Source organism: Actomonas aquatica, assembly GCF_019679435.2.
In the GTDB taxonomy this organism is placed as follows: domain Bacteria; phylum Verrucomicrobiota; class Verrucomicrobiia; order Opitutales; family Opitutaceae; genus Actomonas; species Actomonas aquatica.
The window spans coordinates 1,879,495-1,896,475 of record NZ_CP139781.1 but is presented as its reverse complement, the minus strand read 5'-3'; the positions used below and the strand labels follow the sequence as shown (position 1 = coordinate 1,896,475).

At 64.1% G+C, this 16,981-nt stretch carries 15 protein-coding genes; 2 read left to right on the top strand and 13 right to left on the bottom strand.

The window, feature by feature from the left end:
- Window positions 1–21 precede the first annotated feature (21 nt).
- A complete protein-coding gene (locus K1X11_RS07270) occupies window positions 22–360 on the bottom strand; it encodes a hypothetical protein (protein WP_221031070.1) in 339 nt (112 codons plus the stop codon).
- A gap of 551 nt (window positions 361–911) precedes the next feature.
- On the opposite strand from K1X11_RS07270, the gene K1X11_RS07265 reads away from it, so the two are divergent.
- Window positions 912–1,505, top strand: coding sequence for a hypothetical protein (locus K1X11_RS07265; RefSeq protein ID WP_221031069.1), 594 nt, complete (start codon window positions 912–914; stop codon window positions 1,503–1,505).
- A gap of 239 nt (window positions 1,506–1,744) precedes the next feature.
- Window positions 1,745–3,100 carry a BNR-4 repeat-containing protein gene (locus K1X11_RS07260; RefSeq protein WP_221031068.1) on the top strand — a complete coding sequence of 452 codons (1,356 nt, stop codon included), beginning with the start codon at window positions 1,745–1,747 and terminating at the stop codon, window positions 3,098–3,100.
- A gap of 462 nt (window positions 3,101–3,562) precedes the next feature.
- On the opposite strand, the gene sufT is transcribed toward K1X11_RS07260, so the two are convergent.
- The 12 genes from sufT to K1X11_RS07200 form a co-directional block, all read right to left on the bottom strand.
- Complete coding sequence (gene sufT / locus K1X11_RS07255) at window positions 3,563–4,108, bottom strand: putative Fe-S cluster assembly protein SufT (RefSeq protein WP_221031067.1); 546 nt, start codon at window positions 4,106–4,108, stop codon at window positions 3,563–3,565.
- A gap of 100 nt (window positions 4,109–4,208) precedes the next feature.
- Window positions 4,209–5,507 (bottom strand): Fe-S cluster assembly protein SufD, encoded by a 1,299-nt coding sequence (sufD, locus tag K1X11_RS07250; RefSeq protein WP_221031066.1) that lies wholly within the window; start codon window positions 5,505–5,507, stop codon window positions 4,209–4,211.
- 56 nt (window positions 5,508–5,563) lie between these two features.
- Entirely contained in the window at window positions 5,564–7,009 is a 1,446-nt protein-coding gene (gene sufB, locus K1X11_RS07245; RefSeq protein WP_221031065.1) for a Fe-S cluster assembly protein SufB, read from the bottom strand.
- A gap of 38 nt (window positions 7,010–7,047) precedes the next feature.
- Window positions 7,048–7,818, bottom strand: a complete 771-nt coding sequence (gene sufC, locus K1X11_RS07240) for a Fe-S cluster assembly ATPase SufC (protein ID WP_221031064.1) — start codon at window positions 7,816–7,818, stop codon at window positions 7,048–7,050.
- A 76-nt stretch (window positions 7,819–7,894) separates the two neighbouring features.
- Complete coding sequence (locus tag K1X11_RS07235) at window positions 7,895–8,317, bottom strand: Fur family transcriptional regulator (RefSeq protein WP_221031063.1); 423 nt, start codon at window positions 8,315–8,317, stop codon at window positions 7,895–7,897.
- Window positions 8,318–8,612: 295 nt separating this feature from the next.
- On the bottom strand, window positions 8,613–10,142 hold the full coding sequence (locus K1X11_RS07230) for a methyl-accepting chemotaxis protein (protein ID WP_221031062.1): 1,530 nt from the start codon (window positions 10,140–10,142) through the stop codon (window positions 8,613–8,615).
- A gap of 141 nt (window positions 10,143–10,283) precedes the next feature.
- Complete coding sequence (locus tag K1X11_RS07225; RefSeq protein WP_221031061.1) at window positions 10,284–11,249, bottom strand: aldo/keto reductase; 966 nt, start codon at window positions 11,247–11,249, stop codon at window positions 10,284–10,286.
- Between the two features lie 80 nt (window positions 11,250–11,329).
- A complete protein-coding gene (locus K1X11_RS07220) occupies window positions 11,330–12,103 on the bottom strand; it encodes a creatininase family protein (RefSeq protein WP_221031060.1) in 774 nt (257 codons plus the stop codon).
- Window positions 12,104–12,214: 111 nt separating this feature from the next.
- Window positions 12,215–13,159, bottom strand: coding sequence for a thioredoxin-disulfide reductase (gene trxB, locus K1X11_RS07215; RefSeq protein WP_221031059.1), 945 nt, complete (start codon window positions 13,157–13,159; stop codon window positions 12,215–12,217).
- 75 nt (window positions 13,160–13,234) lie between these two features.
- On the bottom strand, window positions 13,235–14,041 hold the full coding sequence (locus tag K1X11_RS07210; protein ID WP_221031058.1) for an alpha/beta hydrolase family protein: 807 nt from the start codon (window positions 14,039–14,041) through the stop codon (window positions 13,235–13,237).
- A 62-nt stretch (window positions 14,042–14,103) separates the two neighbouring features.
- Window positions 14,104–15,738: a phospholipid carrier-dependent glycosyltransferase gene (locus K1X11_RS07205; protein WP_221031057.1), complete on the bottom strand. Its 1,635-nt coding sequence runs from the start codon at window positions 15,736–15,738 to the stop codon at window positions 14,104–14,106.
- 4 nt (window positions 15,739–15,742) lie between these two features.
- The gene (locus K1X11_RS07200) at window positions 15,743–16,921 is read right to left on the bottom strand and encodes an amidohydrolase (protein ID WP_221031056.1); all 1,179 of its coding nucleotides are present in this window, start codon (window positions 16,919–16,921) and stop codon (window positions 15,743–15,745) included.
- Window positions 16,922–16,981: the final 60 nt, after the last annotated feature.

The window sequence follows — 16,981 nt, the reverse complement described above, 5'->3', positions numbered from 1 at the left end:
CGAGCACGCCACTCCCGGCGCTTAGTCAGCTGGGAGTTCGCGGAAGAGGCGGCGCAGGCGATGGGTGGAGAGACGTTGTTTCAGCGGGCCACGCCAAAAGGAACGGTTGCGCGGGTGGTAGCTGAACTCTGCCAGCTCGCCCTCCAATTCGCGCCGACCCGTGAGGCGGGCGGCGGCGCGCACGCAGATGATGTCGGGCTCCAGGTAGTCGGTGAGGGCGGCACGGAAAACCGGGAAGAACCAGCGCAGCGGTGCGTGCAGGCAGCGCTTGAGCACGTGGGGAGGGTAAGCGTCCTCGGTGATACTGTAGAAGTGACAGTAGCGTTCGAGGAAGGATGAGCGGGTTGAAGCGGTGGACATGGTGCAAGGAGGGACACCGCCGTTCGCTCGCTGCTGACTCGTCCCCTCGAGGGGATGAGGCGAGATCTGGGTAAAGGTCTGCGCGCAAGGGCCAGGAGCGATGCAAACGGTTGAGTCGAAGGTTGGAGGATGACCGACTAGCAGCTTTGAGGCCATACGTAATCTCACGTAGCGAGAGATGTTACCATTTTGCAACGAGGGGTTTACGGAAGCGAGTAGCGGCGGTGGTGCCGTTGCAGCCGGGTTGGGAATGAGGGGCGTGTTTGCGGGGTTCCGAGTGATTTCTGCCGCAAAAAACAAAAAAGAATTTCCGAATTTTCCGCGGGTTTTGGACCCTTTACCGGTCCCGCTTGGGGGGATCCTCCTAGTAAGCGCCGATTTTGCGTCGGTTGTTTTTCCTCTGGAGGCGTGAGGAGAAGCCCCTGGTTGAAGGCGGAAACGCGGGGGGCGAGGGCAGTGTTTGCTTTACCCGGCGCGTTCGAATCTGAGGCCCGCAGAATGAAGGTGCGGCCCGATACCCGAAAGCCGCGGCGTTCGGTAAGGTCTGCGGCATGATCTCGATGCGAAACACCTCCACCTTCACCTCCTCCCTCTTCAAGGCCCTCCGCGCCCCCCGCGTGCTGATCGCCGTCGCCATGGCCGCCGTCGCCCTCGGCACCACCGGTTGCAACACCATCGCCCCGCCCGACGCGCCGGCTTACGGCAAGGCCTCATCCCATAACACCACCGGGCAGGTGATCTCCTACAATGAGATGCGTTCGATCGACGGTAAGATGGTCCTCGGCGATCGCAGCTACGCTCAGGTCAACAGCGCCTGGCTGGCCGACTTCAACAAGCGTTTCCGCCGCGAGCTCACCCGCCTCGGCATCTCTGAGACCGATCGCAATTTCGACAGCAGCCGCGTGGCCGACCTCTACCGCGTCTACGCCCAGGCTCACTACTTCAAGACCAGCTTCCACTCCGAGGTCGACGCCGAGGCGATCGCGATCGGGTCCATCTGGTATGTCCGCGAAACCTCCGGCACCCAGCACGCGCTGGTGCAGGCCATCACCGAGCGCGGCCGTATCTTCATCGAACCGCACACCGGTGAGGAGATTCAGCTGAGCGCCAACGAGCTGCGCAGCGCCTACTTTGCCGCGATGTAAGCCAACATTGCCGGCGCGGATTTGGGTGATCGCTAGCGGTCGCCCGAAAACGGCGGCGGTCGAGTTCGCATCCTCGGCCGCCGCTCCCGCCCCACCACTTTATGCAGGCAGCATAGAATAGGAGAACTGAAAGGGGGAGAGCGCTCGACCGCTCTCCCCCTTTTTTGCGTCGGGTGGCACCGGTCGAGAATCGCGTGGTGGTTGACCGGGCGACAGTAGGTCGATATTGGATCGTGCTCATGCCGAGCTACTTCCGAAATCGTCGTGATGAAATATCATTTGGAGCGCGGTGGCGCGTGTTGGTGATGGCGCTAAGCTTGATGGCGATGGGATTGGCGGCCGCGGAGCCCGAGCTTATCTCCAGTGCCGGATCGGGACGAGCGACCGCCTATGTGGAGTCGCCCAAGATCATCACGCGCGAGGGGCTTACGCATATGGCGTGGCTGGATTCCGAAGCGGAGGGATTTCGGGTGCGGATCCGCACCCGCGACAATGCGACCGGCACGTGGGGCGAGGTGGTGACGCTCGGCGAAGCGCAGGACAATCACGGCGGCCCGGCGCTCACCATCGATGAAGCCGGTTACCTGCACGTTCTGTATTACTCCCATCATCATCCCTTCCGCTATCGCCGTTCGGTGAGGCCCAACGATGCGACTGCTTGGATGGCGTATGAAGAATTTGGGCACAACCTGACTTACCCGGCCCTCGTGTGCACTCGGGACGGCACCTTGATCATGGCGGCGCGACGCAGTTACGAGGATCAACCTTGGGAACTGGAGATGTGGACCAAACGCCCGGGCGGGGCGTGGCAGGCGCAGGGGCCGATCTTGCGTTCCCGGCAGGGCAACTACGCGCAGTTTGCCGCCTCACTGGCGTGGAGTCCGGATCACGAGACGCTGCATCTGGGGGCCCGCATTTATGAAATGCGGCCGGACGACTCCACGTGGAATGCGACGGGAATCGTGTATCTGCGGAGTGAGGACGATGGAGCGACCTGGCGGAACGCCATCGGCGAGGCCGTGACCGTGCCGGCGACCTTGGATACGGTGACGCCGTTGGCGGTGGGGTCGATTGAGCAAGGCCGGGTTTTAAACGGCGGCTCGATTGATGTGGGGCCGCAGGGGGAAGTGGCGGTGCCCTACAGCGTGCGTGTGGATGACAGCGCGCAGTCTTACGTGGCGCTCCGCCAGCCCGGGGCGCCGGAATGGCGCCACCGGTGGTTGAACCGTTACCTGCCGTCGGCTTGGTCGGACGCCGCTGTGATGGCGCACGGCGGGGCGGCGTTTGATGAAGCGGGCAAGCTCACCGTGTTGGCGGTGGTCTTGCGTATGGACCCCGATAGCACGGCTTGGGGGGAACCGAGCATGGAGATCGTGCGGTTTGTGTCGGTCGACGGTGGGGCGAGCTTCAACAGTGAGATCGTGGGGTCGGTCGACCCGGACGTGCCGCATTGGATGCCCAACGTGGAGCGCCGCACGGGCTTTAACGCCGTGCCCAACGGCAACAGCTTCATCTATACCGGCGGAGAGCGCGGCGCGTCCCTCACTGATCAACTCACCAACCAAGTTTGGTGGGTGCCCGCCGACGTCGACTGATCATGACGATGGCAGGACGACCATACCGCCGTAATTCGGGCGGCGGCGTTTGCTTCCGGAAAGGGTGGATCAAGGCAGAGGAAACTTAGGGCTGTGCCAGACACGCCCTCAGGCTGCTCAGTTATTCCGGTCTTTAGCCATGAATTCCACGGATCGACACGGATGAATATGCCCTGGCGCCCATGAGTAGCTGCGCTTAAGCCGGAGGCGAAAGCGTGGGCGAAAGGTGACCATACCGGGGACACTGGACCGCTGTGTTTCAACGGCTAGGCACTTACCAGCCATTCTCCGGTTTCATCGGCACACATCCGTGTTTAAACCAGCGCGGGATGCAGCCATCAAGGTGCGAAAGTTTCTATCGATTCAAGAATATAAGATTGACCCCTTAGGTTTGGGATGCGGCCAAAAAAAGTGCCGGCGGTGGGCCGGCACTTCGTGGGATGAAAGGACTGTTCGGCGGACTCAGATCAGGCCGAGGACCATTTTGCCTTCTTCGCTGATCATCGACTGGGTCCAGGCGGGCTCCCAGACGAGACGGACGTCGGCGTCGGTGACGCCGGGGACGAGGATGATCTTGCTCTTGGCATCCTCCGCGATGGCCGGGCCCATGCCGCAGCCGGGGGCCGTGAGGGTCATGGCGACGTCGACTTTGTAGCCTTGGTCGTCGTCGAGCTTGATGACGTCCATCGAATACACGAGGCCGAGGTCGACGATGTTCACCGGGATCTCGGGATCGAAGACCTTCTTCAGCTGCTCCCACACCGCGTCCGGATCCGGAGAACCGTCGGCGGTGGCGGTGGCTTCGACCGTTTCCTCGACCACCTCTTCGCCGATGGCGTCGGCGTCCTTGCCGTCGATGCGGTAGAGTCCAATGTCGGTTTGGACGGTGTAGCTGCCGCCGAGGATCTGGTGAATGAACACCTTGGAGTCGGCGGGCAGGGTGTGTTTGTCACCGGAGGGAATCTGGGTGGCGATGACTTCGCGGGAGAGGGTGCGGTCGCGGTTCATGGTTAGGAAGTAGCGTTCAGCATTCAGCTTTCAGCACTCAGCCGGAGTCAGCAATCAGGTTTGGTCGCTGATTACTGACGGCTGATGGCTGTGAGCTAGATCATTTCTTAAACTTGCTCTGGATCAGGTTGCTGAGGACGGCGTGGAGGTCGTCGTTTTCGAGCTTGTTGAGGACTTCCTCAAAGAAGCCGAAGACGATCAACTCATGGGCCTTGCTCGGGTCGATGCCACGGGACTGGAGGTAGAACTCCTGTTCGGCGGGCACGCGACCGGAGGTGGCACCGTGGGAGCACTTCACGTCGTTGGCCTGAATTTCCAAACCGGGGAGGCTGTTGGCCTCGGCTTCCTCGGAGAGCATGAGGTTGCGGTTGGTCTGGTAGGCGTCGGTCTGCTGGGCGTCCGGCTCGACCACGATGAGACCGGAGAAGATGGTCTTGGCGGTGTCGAGGAGGGCGTTCTTGTAGAGCAGGTCGGAGGTGGTGTGCGGCGCCTGGTGCGTCTGCAGCGTGCGTTGGTCGAACTCCTGGCTGTCCTTGGCGACGGTGAGCGCGAGCATGTCGCAGTGGGCACCGGGGCCTTGGAGGCGGGAGTGCGAATCGTGGCGGGCCTGACGGCCGCCGAGGTGCACGTTGAGGCAGCTGATGCGCGCGTCGCGTTGGGCGGCGAGGCTGTTGGACTGGAACGACAGGGTTTCGTCGGACCAGTTTTGCGCGCCCACGTAGGTGAGCTTGGCGTTCTGGCCGGCGTGCAGGTCGTTGACGCCCGACGCGAGGTGAGCGGCCTTGTCACCGGAGACAAAGAACTCGACGAAGGTGGCTTCGGCCTCGTCTTCCAGCGCCACGATGGTGTGGGGGAAGATCGATTGGTTGGCGCCGGTGATGGTGTGCTGCACCACAAACGGTTGCTCCACCTTCACGCCCTTGGGCACGTAGAGGAAACCACCGCTGACGGTGAAGGCGATGTTGAGGGCGGTGAACTTCTCGCTGCCGAGGTTGACGCCGTGCTGCTGGAAGAAGCGGCGCACGAGGTCGGGATGATCGCGCAGGGCTTCGTCGAGCGGGGCGAAGATGACGCCCTGGTCGATGAGGTCCTGCGACAGGCTGGTGCGACCGACCATCTGGCGGTTGGAGAAAACGATCTCCGCGGCGTGCGGGAAATCGGGCAGGTGCGGGACCAGACTGGAGTGGTCCTCGGGGACAATGTAGTTGTCGAGCGCGAGGCCGGAGAGGGTGGCGAAGCGCCAGGTCTCATCGGTGCGCTTGGGCATCGGCCGGGCTTGGAATTCGTTCCAAGCCTCCTGCTTGGCGGCGATCCACCAGGCGGGCAGGTAGCTGCGCTGGGCGAGGTGGGCGTTGAACCGCTCGGCGTTGAGGCCGTTTAGTGAAGTGGTCGAAGACATGGTCTAAAACGCTGAAAAGCTAAAAACTGAAATGCGGAAAGGGGAGCGCGGCGGCGTTAGCCCACGCTGCCTTCCATTTCGAGATCGATGAGGCGCTTGAGCTCGACGCTGTATTCCATGGGGAATTGGCGGACGAGGTCGTTGACGAAGCCATTGACCGCGAGGCTCATGGCTTGGGCCTCGGAGAGGCCGCGCTGCTGCATGTAGAAGATCATCTCTTCACTCACCTTGGAGACGGAGGCCTCGTGCTGGGTGGCGTGTTTGTCGCCGCGCACGGTGATGGCCGGGTAGGTGTCGGTGCGGGAGTTGGAGTTGATGAGGAGCGCGTCGCACTCGGTGTTGTTTTTGCAGCCCTTGAGGTGCTTCGGGATGTGCACGACGCCGCGGTAGGTGGCGACACCCTGGCCCACGGAGATGGACTTCGACACGATGGTCGAGGTGGTGTCGTCGGCGGCGTGGATCATCTTGGCGCCGGTGTCCTGGTGCTGGCCGTCGTTGGCGAGGGCGATGGAAACGACCTCACCGCGGGCGCCCTTACCTTTGAGGACGACGCCGGGATACTTCATGGTGAGACGGCTGCCGATGTTGCAGTCGATCCACTTGATCTCGGCGCCCTCGTGGGCGATGCCGCGCTTGGTGACGAGGTTGTAGACGTTGGCGGCCCAGTTTTGGACGGTGATGTATTGAATCTTGGCGTTCTTCATCGCCACGAGCTCGACCACGGCCGAGTGCAGGGTGGCGGTGGAGAACTTGGGCGCGGTGCAGCCCTCCATGTAGGTGACCTCGGCGCCTTCATCGACGATGATGAGGGTGCGCTCGAACTGGCCAAAGTTCTCGGCGTTGATGCGGAAGTAGGCCTGCAGCGGCATGTCCACCTTCACGCCCGGGGGCACGTAGATGAAGGAGCCGCCGGAGAACACCGCGCTGTTGAGGGCGGAGAACTTGTTGTCGGAGGTCGGGATGACCTTGCCGAACCACTTGCGGAAGATCTCGGGATGCTCGCGGAGGGCCTCGGTTGAACCCATGAAGATGACGCCCTGCTTGGCGACGATTTCCTTCACGTTGGAGTAAGCGGCCTCGGAGTCGAACTGGGCCTCGACGCCGGCGAGGAACTTGCGCTCCTGCTCGGGGATACCGAGGCGCTCGAAGGTCTGCTTGATGTCGTCGGGCACCTCGTCCCAGGTGCGCTTGGGCGCCTGGCCTTGGGCGAGGTAGTAACGGATCTTGTCGAAATCGATGTTGTCGAGATCCTTGGTCGCCCAGTGGGTGGGCATGGGCTTTTCCTGGAAGGTCTTGAGGGCCTTGAGGCGGAACTCGCGGATCCAGTCCTCTTCCTTCTTCACGTCGCTGATGTAGCGCACGACGTTTTCACTGAGACCGGTGCCGGCGTCGTAGTCGTATTTGACGTCGTAGGTGAAATCGCCGGCGGACTGATCGATGCCCTCAGCGGGATTTTCGATCTCGGGCGCGACGGGGGCGTCCGTTTCGGTAGGTGGCTTCATGTCGAAATTTTCGATTTTTGATTCTCGATTTTGGCGGATCAGGCGGTCGCGGCGGCGAACTCTTCCTTGACCCAGTCGTAGCCCTTTTCTTCGAGCTGGAGGGCGAGGGATTTGTCGCCGCTCTTCACGATCTTGCCGTCATACATGACGTGCACGTAGTCCGGCACGATGTAGTTCAACAGGCGCTGGTAGTGGGTGATCATGAGCACGCCGAGCTTGTCGCCGCGGAGGGCGTTGACGCCTTCGGCGACGATCTTGAGGGCGTCGATGTCGAGACCAGAGTCGGTCTCATCCATGAGGGCGAAGAGGGGCTCAAGCATGGCCATCTGGAGGATCTCGCAGCGCTTCTTTTCGCCGCCGGAGAAGCCTTCGTTGACCGAGCGGGAAGTGAACTTCCGGTCGATCTTCAGCATGTCCATCTTCTCGTAGAGTTTCTTGTAGTAGGCGGGGGCGTTGATGTTTTCACCTTCGCCGAGGCGGGCCTGTTCGGCGGCGCGGAGGAAGTTGGCGATGGAGACACCGGGGATCTCGGCCGGGTATTGGAAGGCGAGGAAGATGCCGGCGCGGGCGCGCTCGTCGGGCTCCATTTCGAGGATCGATTCGCCGTCGATGAGCACGTCACCGCCGGTGATTTCGTAATCGGGGTGGCCGGCGATGGCCTTGGAGAGGGTCGACTTGCCGGTGCCGTTGGGGCCCATGATGGCGTGGACTTCGCCGGTTTTGATCGTGAGGGAGAGGCCCTTCACGATGGGCTGATCAGGAGTGTCGGCGAGGGCGACAGTGAGGTCTCGGATTTCGAGGGTGTTCATATGGATTTGGAAAAGCTGGAAACTGGCAGGAGGGAAAAGGCAGGCTTGGTGTGGTGAAGGGCGGCGCGACGCGGCGTCAGGAGAGAGGGGCGCGGCCGTGGAAATTTATTTCAATGTGTTTGGCGGTATAACCGTTGGGGAGAAGCGCGCGGAGCTGCTCGAGCAGTGGCGTGGGCAGGTCGACATCGAGGGTGCGGCCCTCCTCGTCGTGGAAATGGGCGTGGGGCACGAGGTTGGGGCAGTAGCGTGTGGGGGCGCGCTCGAAGTTCACCGCGCGGACGAGCTCGTGTTGCACAAGGGCCTCGAGACAGTTGTAAACCGTGGCGAGGGAGATGGAGGGCATGGCCTCCTTCACACGGACATACACCTCATCGGCCGTGGGGTGGTCGCGTTTGTTGAGCAGGACTTCGTAAACGGTTTCGCGCTGGGGGGTGGGGCGCAGACCGGCGGCGGAGAGCCGCTCGGCAGGGACGATATGCTGGGTTTGGGAAACAGGCATGGGTCGAAGAGTTCGGTCACCGAATTTGGAATGGTTCCAATTCGCAAGTAGGAATTGGAATTATTCTAAAGAATGGGGCGAAGCGTTGGCGGAATGGGGCAGGATAGGGTAATACGAGCAGCCTCTTCGTCAGATGTGTGATGTAAGTGGCTTTCTTAAAGTCACATGGGTTACGTGTTCGCCGTCGAAGAGGCGGATCGCAGGTGCGTTTCACTGTCCCAAAAACAAAACCGCCCGCGGTGCGAACACCACGGGCGGCAGCTTACTTTCAGAAAATTAGCGGCTGAGTCGCTCCTCAGAACTCCGCAAACGAGGCTTCGCGCGCCGGCTGAGCTTTCGCGCTGGTTTTGCCGCGCGAGGCGCGTCCGGCGGGGGCTGGGGTGGACGAGACGGCGGCGGCGCCGCTGCGGCCGACGAGGTCGCTGAGGCGTTTGACGATGGATTCCAGGGCGCGGGATTGCTCGGAAAGGTCGGAGGCGGTGGAGGAGCTTTCCTCGGCTTGGGCGGCAGTGCGCTGCACGGAGCTGTCCATCTGGGAGACGGCGCTGTTCACCTGGGCGGTGTTCTGGGCCTGCTCTTGGGAGGCGCTGGCGATCTCGGCCATGAGGTCGTCGACCTCGCGCACTTGGGCGGCGATGGAGGAGAGTTGCGTCGACACCTCGGAGCAGATGGCGACGCCGGAGTCGCTGCGTTGGATGGCGTCGGTGATGCGGCCCTCCACCTCGCTGGCGGCCTTGGCGGAGCGTTGGGCGAGAGCGCGCACTTCGTCGGCGACGACGGCGAAGCCGGCGCCGGCCTCACCGGCGCGGGCGGCTTCGACGGCGGCGTTGAGGGCGAGGATGTTGGTTTGGAAAGCGATCTCGTCGATCGTCTTGAGGATGGCGGCGATTTCCTCGGAGGCCTTCTTGATGGCGTCCATGGCGGAGACCATGCGCTGCATGTTTTGGTTGCCGGCATCGACGCCGTGGCGGGCGGAGCCGGAGAGAGTCTTGGCGCGCTCGGCGTGAGTGGTATTGCGGGCGGTCATGCCGGCCACTTCTTCGAGGGAAGCGCCGACCTGCTCGAGGGACGCGGCCTGGTGATTGGAGGAGTCGGCCAACTCGTTGCTGGTTTGAGCGACGAGGGCGGCGGCGCTGGCATTGAGGGAGGAGGTTTGCGCGAGCTCGGAGATGATGAGCGCGAAAGGACGGGGGACGCTGCGGGCAACGAGCAAGCTGACGACGATCAGGAGGATCGCGGCGATGGAGAAGCCGATGAGCAGGGAGCGTTTGAAACCGGACACGAATGACGCGCTCGCGGCTTGGGTGGTTTTCATGCTGTCGATGAGAGCGTCACTTACGTCGCCCATGGCACCCTCGAGATCTTCGAAGGCGGTGTTGAAGGTATTGAGCAGGGCTGCCAACTTGGCCGGTTCGATATCCTGGGCGGCGGTGAGCTTTTGTCCGGCGGCCAGGTAGGTTTCGAGGGGGCGGTAGGTCGGTTCCAGTAGGGCACTGATGTGCTTGGGCAGGGCGAGGGCGGCGTTGGCGGCGATGTGGGTTTTGAGGTCGTCGCCGTGACTGATAAGATCCTGAGCGCTTTCTTGGGCGAACGCTTTGTCTCCGGTCGCGACGGCGAGGCGGAAGGAGATGACGTCACCGCGGATGGCGTCGTGCATCATGTCGGCCGATTGGTGGTTTTTCAGCGCTTCATTGAGCAGGGCGAGTTCGTCATTGGTGTGCACCACCTTGTTGAACGTGCCGAGCACCATCCCTCCGAGGGCGGCCAAGGCTACGCCGGCGGTGAGGGTGACGAGGAAGATTTTATGAGTGACGTTGAGTTGCATGGGACGACAAGACCACGGGCGGTTGGGTAAGCGTGGCGTTGCGTCTCGTTCGTCTCATTGCGGGCAAAGTTAAGCCGATAGGGTAATGCACCCTAGATCCGATGCGGAGTGAGGTTGGGGGAGGGGCGGTGCCCGCTCCACTCAGGCCGGCGGGTAGTCCCGGGTGTGGATCGCGGCGGCGGCGGCGAGTTGCGCGGTGGAGAAGGGGGGCGCGTCGGAGGCGGCGGCGCAGTCGGTGATCTCATTCACCCGGCTGGAGCCGGCGAGGACGCTGGAGATGCCGGGCTGGTCGAGCACCCAGCGCAGAGCGGCCTGGGCGAGGGAGGTGACCTCCCCGGTCACGAGTTCGGCGCGGTAACGCTCCGCCACGGCGACGCGTTCGGCGATTTCCTCGCGGGAGTAGCGCGCGTTGAGGTGGCCGGCGGGGAAGGTGGTTTCGGGCGTGTAAACGCCGGCGAGAAAGCCGTTGGCGAGCGACTCGCGGGCGAGGATGCCGACATCGAGCGCGGCGAGGTCGGCGATGAGCGCGGTGTTTTCGCGATTCATCAGGCTGATGACGAGTTGCACCACATCGATGCGACCGTCGCGGGCCCACTCGCGGGTCATCTCGCTGGTTTTGTCGGGCAGGGAAACGGAATGGCCGACGAAGCGCACCTTGCCGCTGGTCTTGAGGGCATCGAGTGCGCCCCAGACGTCGTCTTCAATCTGTTCGGGGCCGAAGGGCGAGTGGAAGAACAGGACGTCAAGCCGGTCGGTGCCGAGGCGGCGCAGGCTGTCCTCTACCGACTCGGTGACACCGGCCGCGGAGTAAAAGGTGTTCAAGTGTCCGCGGGTGGGATAGCGACCAAACTTGGTGGTGATGGTGACCTGATCGCGATCGGCGCCGAGGGCGCGACCGAGCACCTTTTCGGCGATGCCGTCTTCGGCGGGCGTGCCGTAGAGCGGAGCGGTATCGAAACTGTTGATACCGAGATCGAGGGCGGCGCGGATGGCTTCGTGGGCGTCGGTCTGATCCACGCCGCCGTAAATGGGCGAGCCGAAGGACCAGGTGCCGAGGCTAATTTCACTGACGGAAAGGCCGGTGCGGCCGAGCGTGCGATAGTTCATAAAGAGGAGCGGGCGAGGATGTCGGGCGTAAAGCCCGACCCACAATCGGGTGAACGCTGGTGAGTAAGGTGGGTCGGGCTTTATGCCCGACGATCCGGCCGGGGCAGAAGTTGAGACTTAGGATGGGCAGGAGCGTCCAACAGCGGGCGCAGGCGGGCGGCGGCGGCGGCGACAAACGCGGCGGTGAAGCGTTGGCCGAGTTCGGCGGTGGCGGGGCGTGGGTCGGGCCCCCAGACGGCGTCCTCCTGTAGGGTGGGCTCGCGATCGGCGGGCAGCTGGGAGAGGTCCACGCAGTCCGGATCGGAGGCCATGAGCAGGGCGACCTCGCCGAGAGCTGCGTGGTTGACGATGAAGAGGTCGGGCGAAACGAGGTCGGTTTCGGAGGACGCGATGAACGTGGTGGCCGCGTGCGCGGCGTCGGCGCGTTGGGCTTCGGCTTTGAGGATATCGTAGTGAGGTTGGCCGACGTGACCGCAGAGGATGAAAACGACGCGATAGCCCTCATCGGCGAGTTGGGCGAAATACTCGCGGGCGACGAGGCGCAGGGTGTTTTCGGAAAAATCGATCGAGTGCCGCGGGAAGCTGAGATCGGGGGCGGTTTTGATGGTGTTGGCCGCGAGGTTGACGGCGGGGTAAACGAGGCCGCCGAGCTCGCGAGCGAGCGCCTGGCAGAGGGCGTGGGCCTTCAGGCTGTCGAGGCCGGTGGCGGCGTGGGTGCCGTGGTATTCGAGGGCGCCCCAAGGCAGGTAAGCGATGGGGGTGGCGGCGGCGATGGCTTCGATCTCGGCCGGGCGGAGACGTTCGATCTGGCCCCAGGAAGGGGGCGGGGCAGGGGCAGCAGGGGTGTCAGACACGGGGCCAGTGCGTTTGGCGCATCCGGCCCGGGCAACATGAAAGATAATGAAAAGGCGCGCCGGGTGGGCGCGCCTTGATCGGATGGGGGGGAGAGCCGGTCGTCCGGGCCTTTACTCCTGCTCGGCGAGCCAGCGCTCGGCCTCGATGGCGGCGGCGCAGCCCATGCCGGCGGCGGTGATGGCCTGGCGGTAGACGTGGTCGGCACAGTCGCCGGCGACATACACGCCGGGGACGGAGGTCTTCACCTGGGAGCCGGCGGCGGGCTTGAAGTAGCCGTTGTCCTCGGTCTCGAGGGCGGCGGCGAAGGGGCCGGTGTTGGGCACGTGGCCGATGGCGACGAAGAGGCCCTTGATCGGCAGGGTGCTTTCCGTGCCGGTTTTGACGTTCTTGATGCGCAGGCCGCTCACGGCGCCTTCTTCGACGCCTTCGACGGCGACGGGCACGCTGTCCCAGACCATCTCGATCTTTTCGTGGGAGGTGGCGCGCTCGGCCATGATCTTGGAGGCGCGCAATTCGTCGCGGCGGTGGACGAGGTAAACCTTGCTGCAGAAACGGGTGAGGAAGAGGGCCTCTTCGGCGGCGCTGTCGCCACCGCCGATGACGGCGACGTCCATCTTGCGGTAGAAGGCACCGTCGCAGGTGGCGCAGGTGGTCACGCCCTTGCCGCCGTAGAGTTCCTTTTCACCGGGGACGCCGGTGAGGCGCGGGGAGGCGCCGGTGGCGATGATGACGCACTTGGCCAGGATGGTTTTACCGCCGCAGACGAGTTTGCGGGGCATGCTGGTGAAATCGACGGAGTCGACGAGCGACTGCTGGAAGCGGGCGCCGAACTTGGTGGCCTGCTTGCGCAGGTTGTCCATGAGCATGAAGCCGTCCACGCCCTCGGGGAAACCGGGGAAGTTTTCGACTTCGGACGTCGTGGTGAGCTGTCCGCCGGGCTGGGTGCCCTCGAGCACGAGAGGGTTGAGATTGGCGCGGCCGGTGTAAATGGCGGCGGTGAGGCCGGCACAGCCGGTGCCTACGATGACGACGTTTTCGACGGATTCAGAGCTCATGGAAACGAATACCCAGAGCGCTAAACGCGCCGCGCGACAAGCGCGATTGTCCGATTGCAGGGGAGGGCGGGGAATTCAGGGACGAGCGGCGTCCGGGGCCGGTGTGTGCGCGAGGATAAAATCCACAATGGGCGTGGAATCCTCCAGTCCGTGCGGGTGATGGGCGACGTCGGGTTTGTGGATGATCGTGATGGAGCCGCCGAGGGCACGATAGCGGGCGGCGAGCACCGCGGTGTTGTCGGCCACCGGCACGGTTTCATCCCGATCGCCGACGACATGGAGCAGCGGCACGCCGGCGGCGGCGAGCGGCTTCAAGCCGTGGATAGGGCTGACGGGCGCGGTATCGATTTCGTCTTCGCTGAGACCGTAGAGATCGAGCACCACCTGCCAGCGTGGCAGGTCGCGGCGCGAACCCGGCCAGCTGCGCAGGTCGCAGACGGGGGCGTCGCCGTAGATGCAGGAGACCTTGTCGGGGTTGGCCTTGGCCCAGTTGTAGATGATAAGGCCACCGCGGCTGAGGCCCTTGAGCGCGACCTTGGGGGCCAGGCCGTAGTCGCGGGTCATAGCGGTGTAGAAGTGATTCCAACGTTCGACGGCGGTGGGAGAGCCGAAGAGGTCGGCCACATCGCAGTAGGCGATATGGAAACCACGTTCGAGCAGGAGGACATCGGACTCGGGCGCGTGACCCCAGAAGCGGGCACGCCACAACCAAGGGCGTCCGGGAGCGGGTTGATCGGGGACCACCACGATGGCCTCGTGACCCTCGAAGACGAAGTCGTGGCGAACGTAGCCATTCCACGTGGAGGTTTCGCCGGGGAAATCAGCCGCGGTGCCGGACCAGGGTAACAGCAGCAGCAACAAAAACGGGGCCAGAAGTCTCACAACGGCGAGCGTGTGATCGGGGCGCCCGGTAACGCAATGCAGGGCTGCGCGCGCGGCTCATGTTAAGGCTGCGCGGGATCCTTGCGGTAGATGGTGATGACCTTGGCGTCGTCGATGATGAGGGAATAATACTCCGCGAGGTCGGGGTAACCGTGGCGACGTTGGCGGTAGTTGCTGAACACCCACTCTGCGGCGTCGTATTCGACCTGCTGGATGCGGTGGTGATCGGCGTCGGCCAACATGGTGCGGTTGATCGCGAGCATGGCGTTTTGGCCGTGGTAGATGCGCAGCGGACCGTCGGGTTGGGTGGCCACGAGATGGCGCAGCGCTTCGAGGTAGGACAGCCCCCAGAAATCAAGCTCAAAGCGGCTCTTGGCGGTGGGCAGATCGGGACCGGCGAGGCGATTAAAATAGAGGTTCTGGTAGGGGTGGTGGCGGACAGCGAAGAGCACCATCGCGCCGAGGTTGAGGGCGATGAGCAGGGCCCCGGTGGCGAAGGCCGGGCGGTGCCACGTGGCGGGGAGGAGGGCGCGGGTCCATTGGCTGGCGCGGTGCAGGCCGAGCGCGGCGAGCAGGCACATGGCCGGGTAGATGAAGAACAAATGCCGCCAGCCGTCATAGACCTCGGCGCGCAGTAGAATCACGGCGGCGAGCGGACCCGCGAACGCGCCGGCGACGCAGAGTTCGGGCAAGCGCTCCCGACAGGTCCGCCACGGATGACGCAACGTCGCCACCAGCAGATCGAGCCCGCCGACGAGGGTGAGCAGGCTTATGGCCACGGGCGTGGTGATGAGGATCCACACCGGAACGTAGTGCCAGGGCAGGTCGGTGGTGATGATCTCGGTGCCGCCGTAGAGCACCTTGCCGGCCCAGCCGACGCGTGGTGTAAGTTGCACGACCTCGGCGAGGCGATCGAGCGGATGGTTCCAGAGGAAGGGCCAGCTCAGGACCGTCACGCCAAAGACGAGGAGCGGATACAGCAGCCCGTGGCCAATCAGTCGCCAGCGCGGATGTCGTGCTTTGCCGGATACAGTGGAGGTCGCGGCGGTAGCGGTGATGAGGTGGTAGAGGATGACGCCGCCGGTGAGGATCGGGAGGACCGCGCCGATGGAGCGCACGGAGATCGCGCAGGCGCAGGCCACCGCATGAAGGACTAGTCGCCCGAGGTGGGGGCGGCGCGCATACCACACCAAGCTGAGCAGGCCGGCGGCGTAGAACGCCAGAAACGAAATATCCACCGAGTCGTAGAAGGCGTGGGAAAAGATGCGCGGTTGGCAGAGGGTAAACCCGCCGGCGACGAGGGCCCAACCACGGCCGAGGCCGAGCTGCCGAGCGAGCCCATACACCATCAACACCGCGGCGCAGAAACTCAGCCAGACGGCGGCATGGCGCAGGTGAATGACAGCGGGCAGGCCTTCGAGGTGAAGGACGCTTCGGCCAAGCCAAGCGAGGGCCATCTCGAAGATCGGGCCGTGCACCACATCGTGATCGGTGGCGCCGTTGAGCGGGGCGATGGGTTGGCCGTCCACGATGACGTCGCGGGCATAGTCATACCACGTGACGCCGAAGAAGTGGTTGGTGTATTCGTCGATGTAGAGCCCGTAGTCGGGCACGAGCGTGAGGCCGCCGCAGACCAGCACCAACCAAGCGAGACCCGGACCGAGTTGCCCGAGGAGGCGCTGCCAACGCGCGGTCATATGCTCAGGAACCCAAAGGCAGGCGCTGCTCGATCAGTTCGATCCAGAAGGACGCACCGTGCGGGATGGCAGCATCGTCGAAATCGTAGGCCGGGTGGTGGAGGTTGGCGGTGTCGCCGTTGCCGGTGAGGATGTAGGCGCCCGGACGCTCGTTGAGCATGAAGGCAAAGTCCTCGGCGCCGAGGACGGCGGGGGCGTTGGCGTTTACCTGCTCGTTCCCGGCGATGGCGCGGGCCGCGGTGAGGGCATGCTGGGTTTCGAGGGGGTGATTGGTGGTCACCGGATAACCCAGCTTGTATTCGCGGCAGGTCGCGGTGGCGCCGAAGGTGGCGGCGGTGTGGGTGGCGATTTCGGTGACGCGGCGCAGAGCGATCTCACGGGCCTCGGCCGAGAGGGCACGCACGGTGCCGCGGAGTTCGACGCTGGGTGGGATCACGTTGAAGGCGTCGCTGGCGGTGCGGAAGCTGGTGACGGAGACCACCACCGGCAGCATCGGATCGACGGTGCGCGAGGCGATGGTTTGCAGGGCGAGGGTGAGGTGGGAGGCAACGACCGTCGGGTCGATCGTCAGGTGCGGCATGGCGGCGTGGCCGCCGCGGCCGGTGACTTCGATGATCCATTCGTCGGCCGACGCGAAGAACGGACCGGGCCGGATGGCGAAGGAGCCGACGGGCAGGGTGGGCATGTTGTGCATGCCGTAAACCTCCTGGATGCCGAAGCGCTCCATGAGGCCGTCGTCACACATGGCCTTGCCGCCGCCGCCACCCTCTTCGGCGGGTTGGAAAATGAGCACGGCGGAGCCGTCGAAGTTACGGGTCTCGGCCAGCACTTGGGCCGCGGCGAGTAGCATGGTGGTGTGGCCATCGTGACCGCAGGCGTGCATGACGCCGGGGTTGAGGGAGGCATGGGCGGCACCGGTGTCCTCGTTGATCGGCAAGGCGTCCATGTCGGCGCGCAGGCCGACGACCCGATCGGAGACGCGGGACTGACCGTGGATGACGCCCACGACGCCGACGCGGCCGACGCCGGTCACCACCTCATCGCAGCCGAACTCGCGCAGTTTGTCGGCGACGAAGCCAGCCGTGCGCACGGTATCGTAGAGCATCTCCGGATGGGCGTGCAGATCGCGCCGCCAGGCCGTGTGAGTGGAGTGAAGCTCAGAGAGTCGCGGATGAACGGGCATGGCGGACAGCGAAAGCGCAGGACCCGGCGGAGGCGAGCGGGATTGCGATCACTTTCCCAG

Bases quoted from the DNA above. Each gene is read 5' to 3' on its own strand.
- K1X11_RS07270 (WP_221031070.1), bottom strand. From the start codon at position 360: ATGTCCACCGCTTCAACCCGCTCATCCTTCCTCGAACGCTACTGTCAC.
- K1X11_RS07265 (WP_221031069.1), top strand. From the start codon at position 912: ATGATCTCGATGCGAAACACCTCCACCTTCACCTCCTCCCTCTTCAAG.
- K1X11_RS07260 (WP_221031068.1), top strand. From the start codon at position 1,745: ATGCCGAGCTACTTCCGAAATCGTCGTGATGAAATATCATTTGGAGCG.
- sufT (WP_221031067.1), bottom strand. From the start codon at position 4,108: ATGAACCGCGACCGCACCCTCTCCCGCGAAGTCATCGCCACCCAGATT.
- sufD (WP_221031066.1), bottom strand. From the start codon at position 5,507: ATGTCTTCGACCACTTCACTAAACGGCCTCAACGCCGAGCGGTTCAAC.
- sufB (WP_221031065.1), bottom strand. From the start codon at position 7,009: ATGAAGCCACCTACCGAAACGGACGCCCCCGTCGCGCCCGAGATCGAA.
- sufC (WP_221031064.1), bottom strand. From the start codon at position 7,818: ATGAACACCCTCGAAATCCGAGACCTCACTGTCGCCCTCGCCGACACT.
- K1X11_RS07235 (WP_221031063.1), bottom strand. From the start codon at position 8,317: ATGCCTGTTTCCCAAACCCAGCATATCGTCCCTGCCGAGCGGCTCTCC.
- K1X11_RS07230 (WP_221031062.1), bottom strand. From the start codon at position 10,142: ATGCAACTCAACGTCACTCATAAAATCTTCCTCGTCACCCTCACCGCC.
- K1X11_RS07225 (WP_221031061.1), bottom strand. From the start codon at position 11,249: ATGAACTATCGCACGCTCGGCCGCACCGGCCTTTCCGTCAGTGAAATT.
- trxB (WP_221031059.1), bottom strand. From the start codon at position 13,159: ATGAGCTCTGAATCCGTCGAAAACGTCGTCATCGTAGGCACCGGCTGT.
- K1X11_RS07205 (WP_221031057.1), bottom strand. From the start codon at position 15,738: ATGACCGCGCGTTGGCAGCGCCTCCTCGGGCAACTCGGTCCGGGTCTC.
- K1X11_RS07200 (WP_221031056.1), bottom strand. From the start codon at position 16,921: ATGCCCGTTCATCCGCGACTCTCTGAGCTTCACTCCACTCACACGGCC.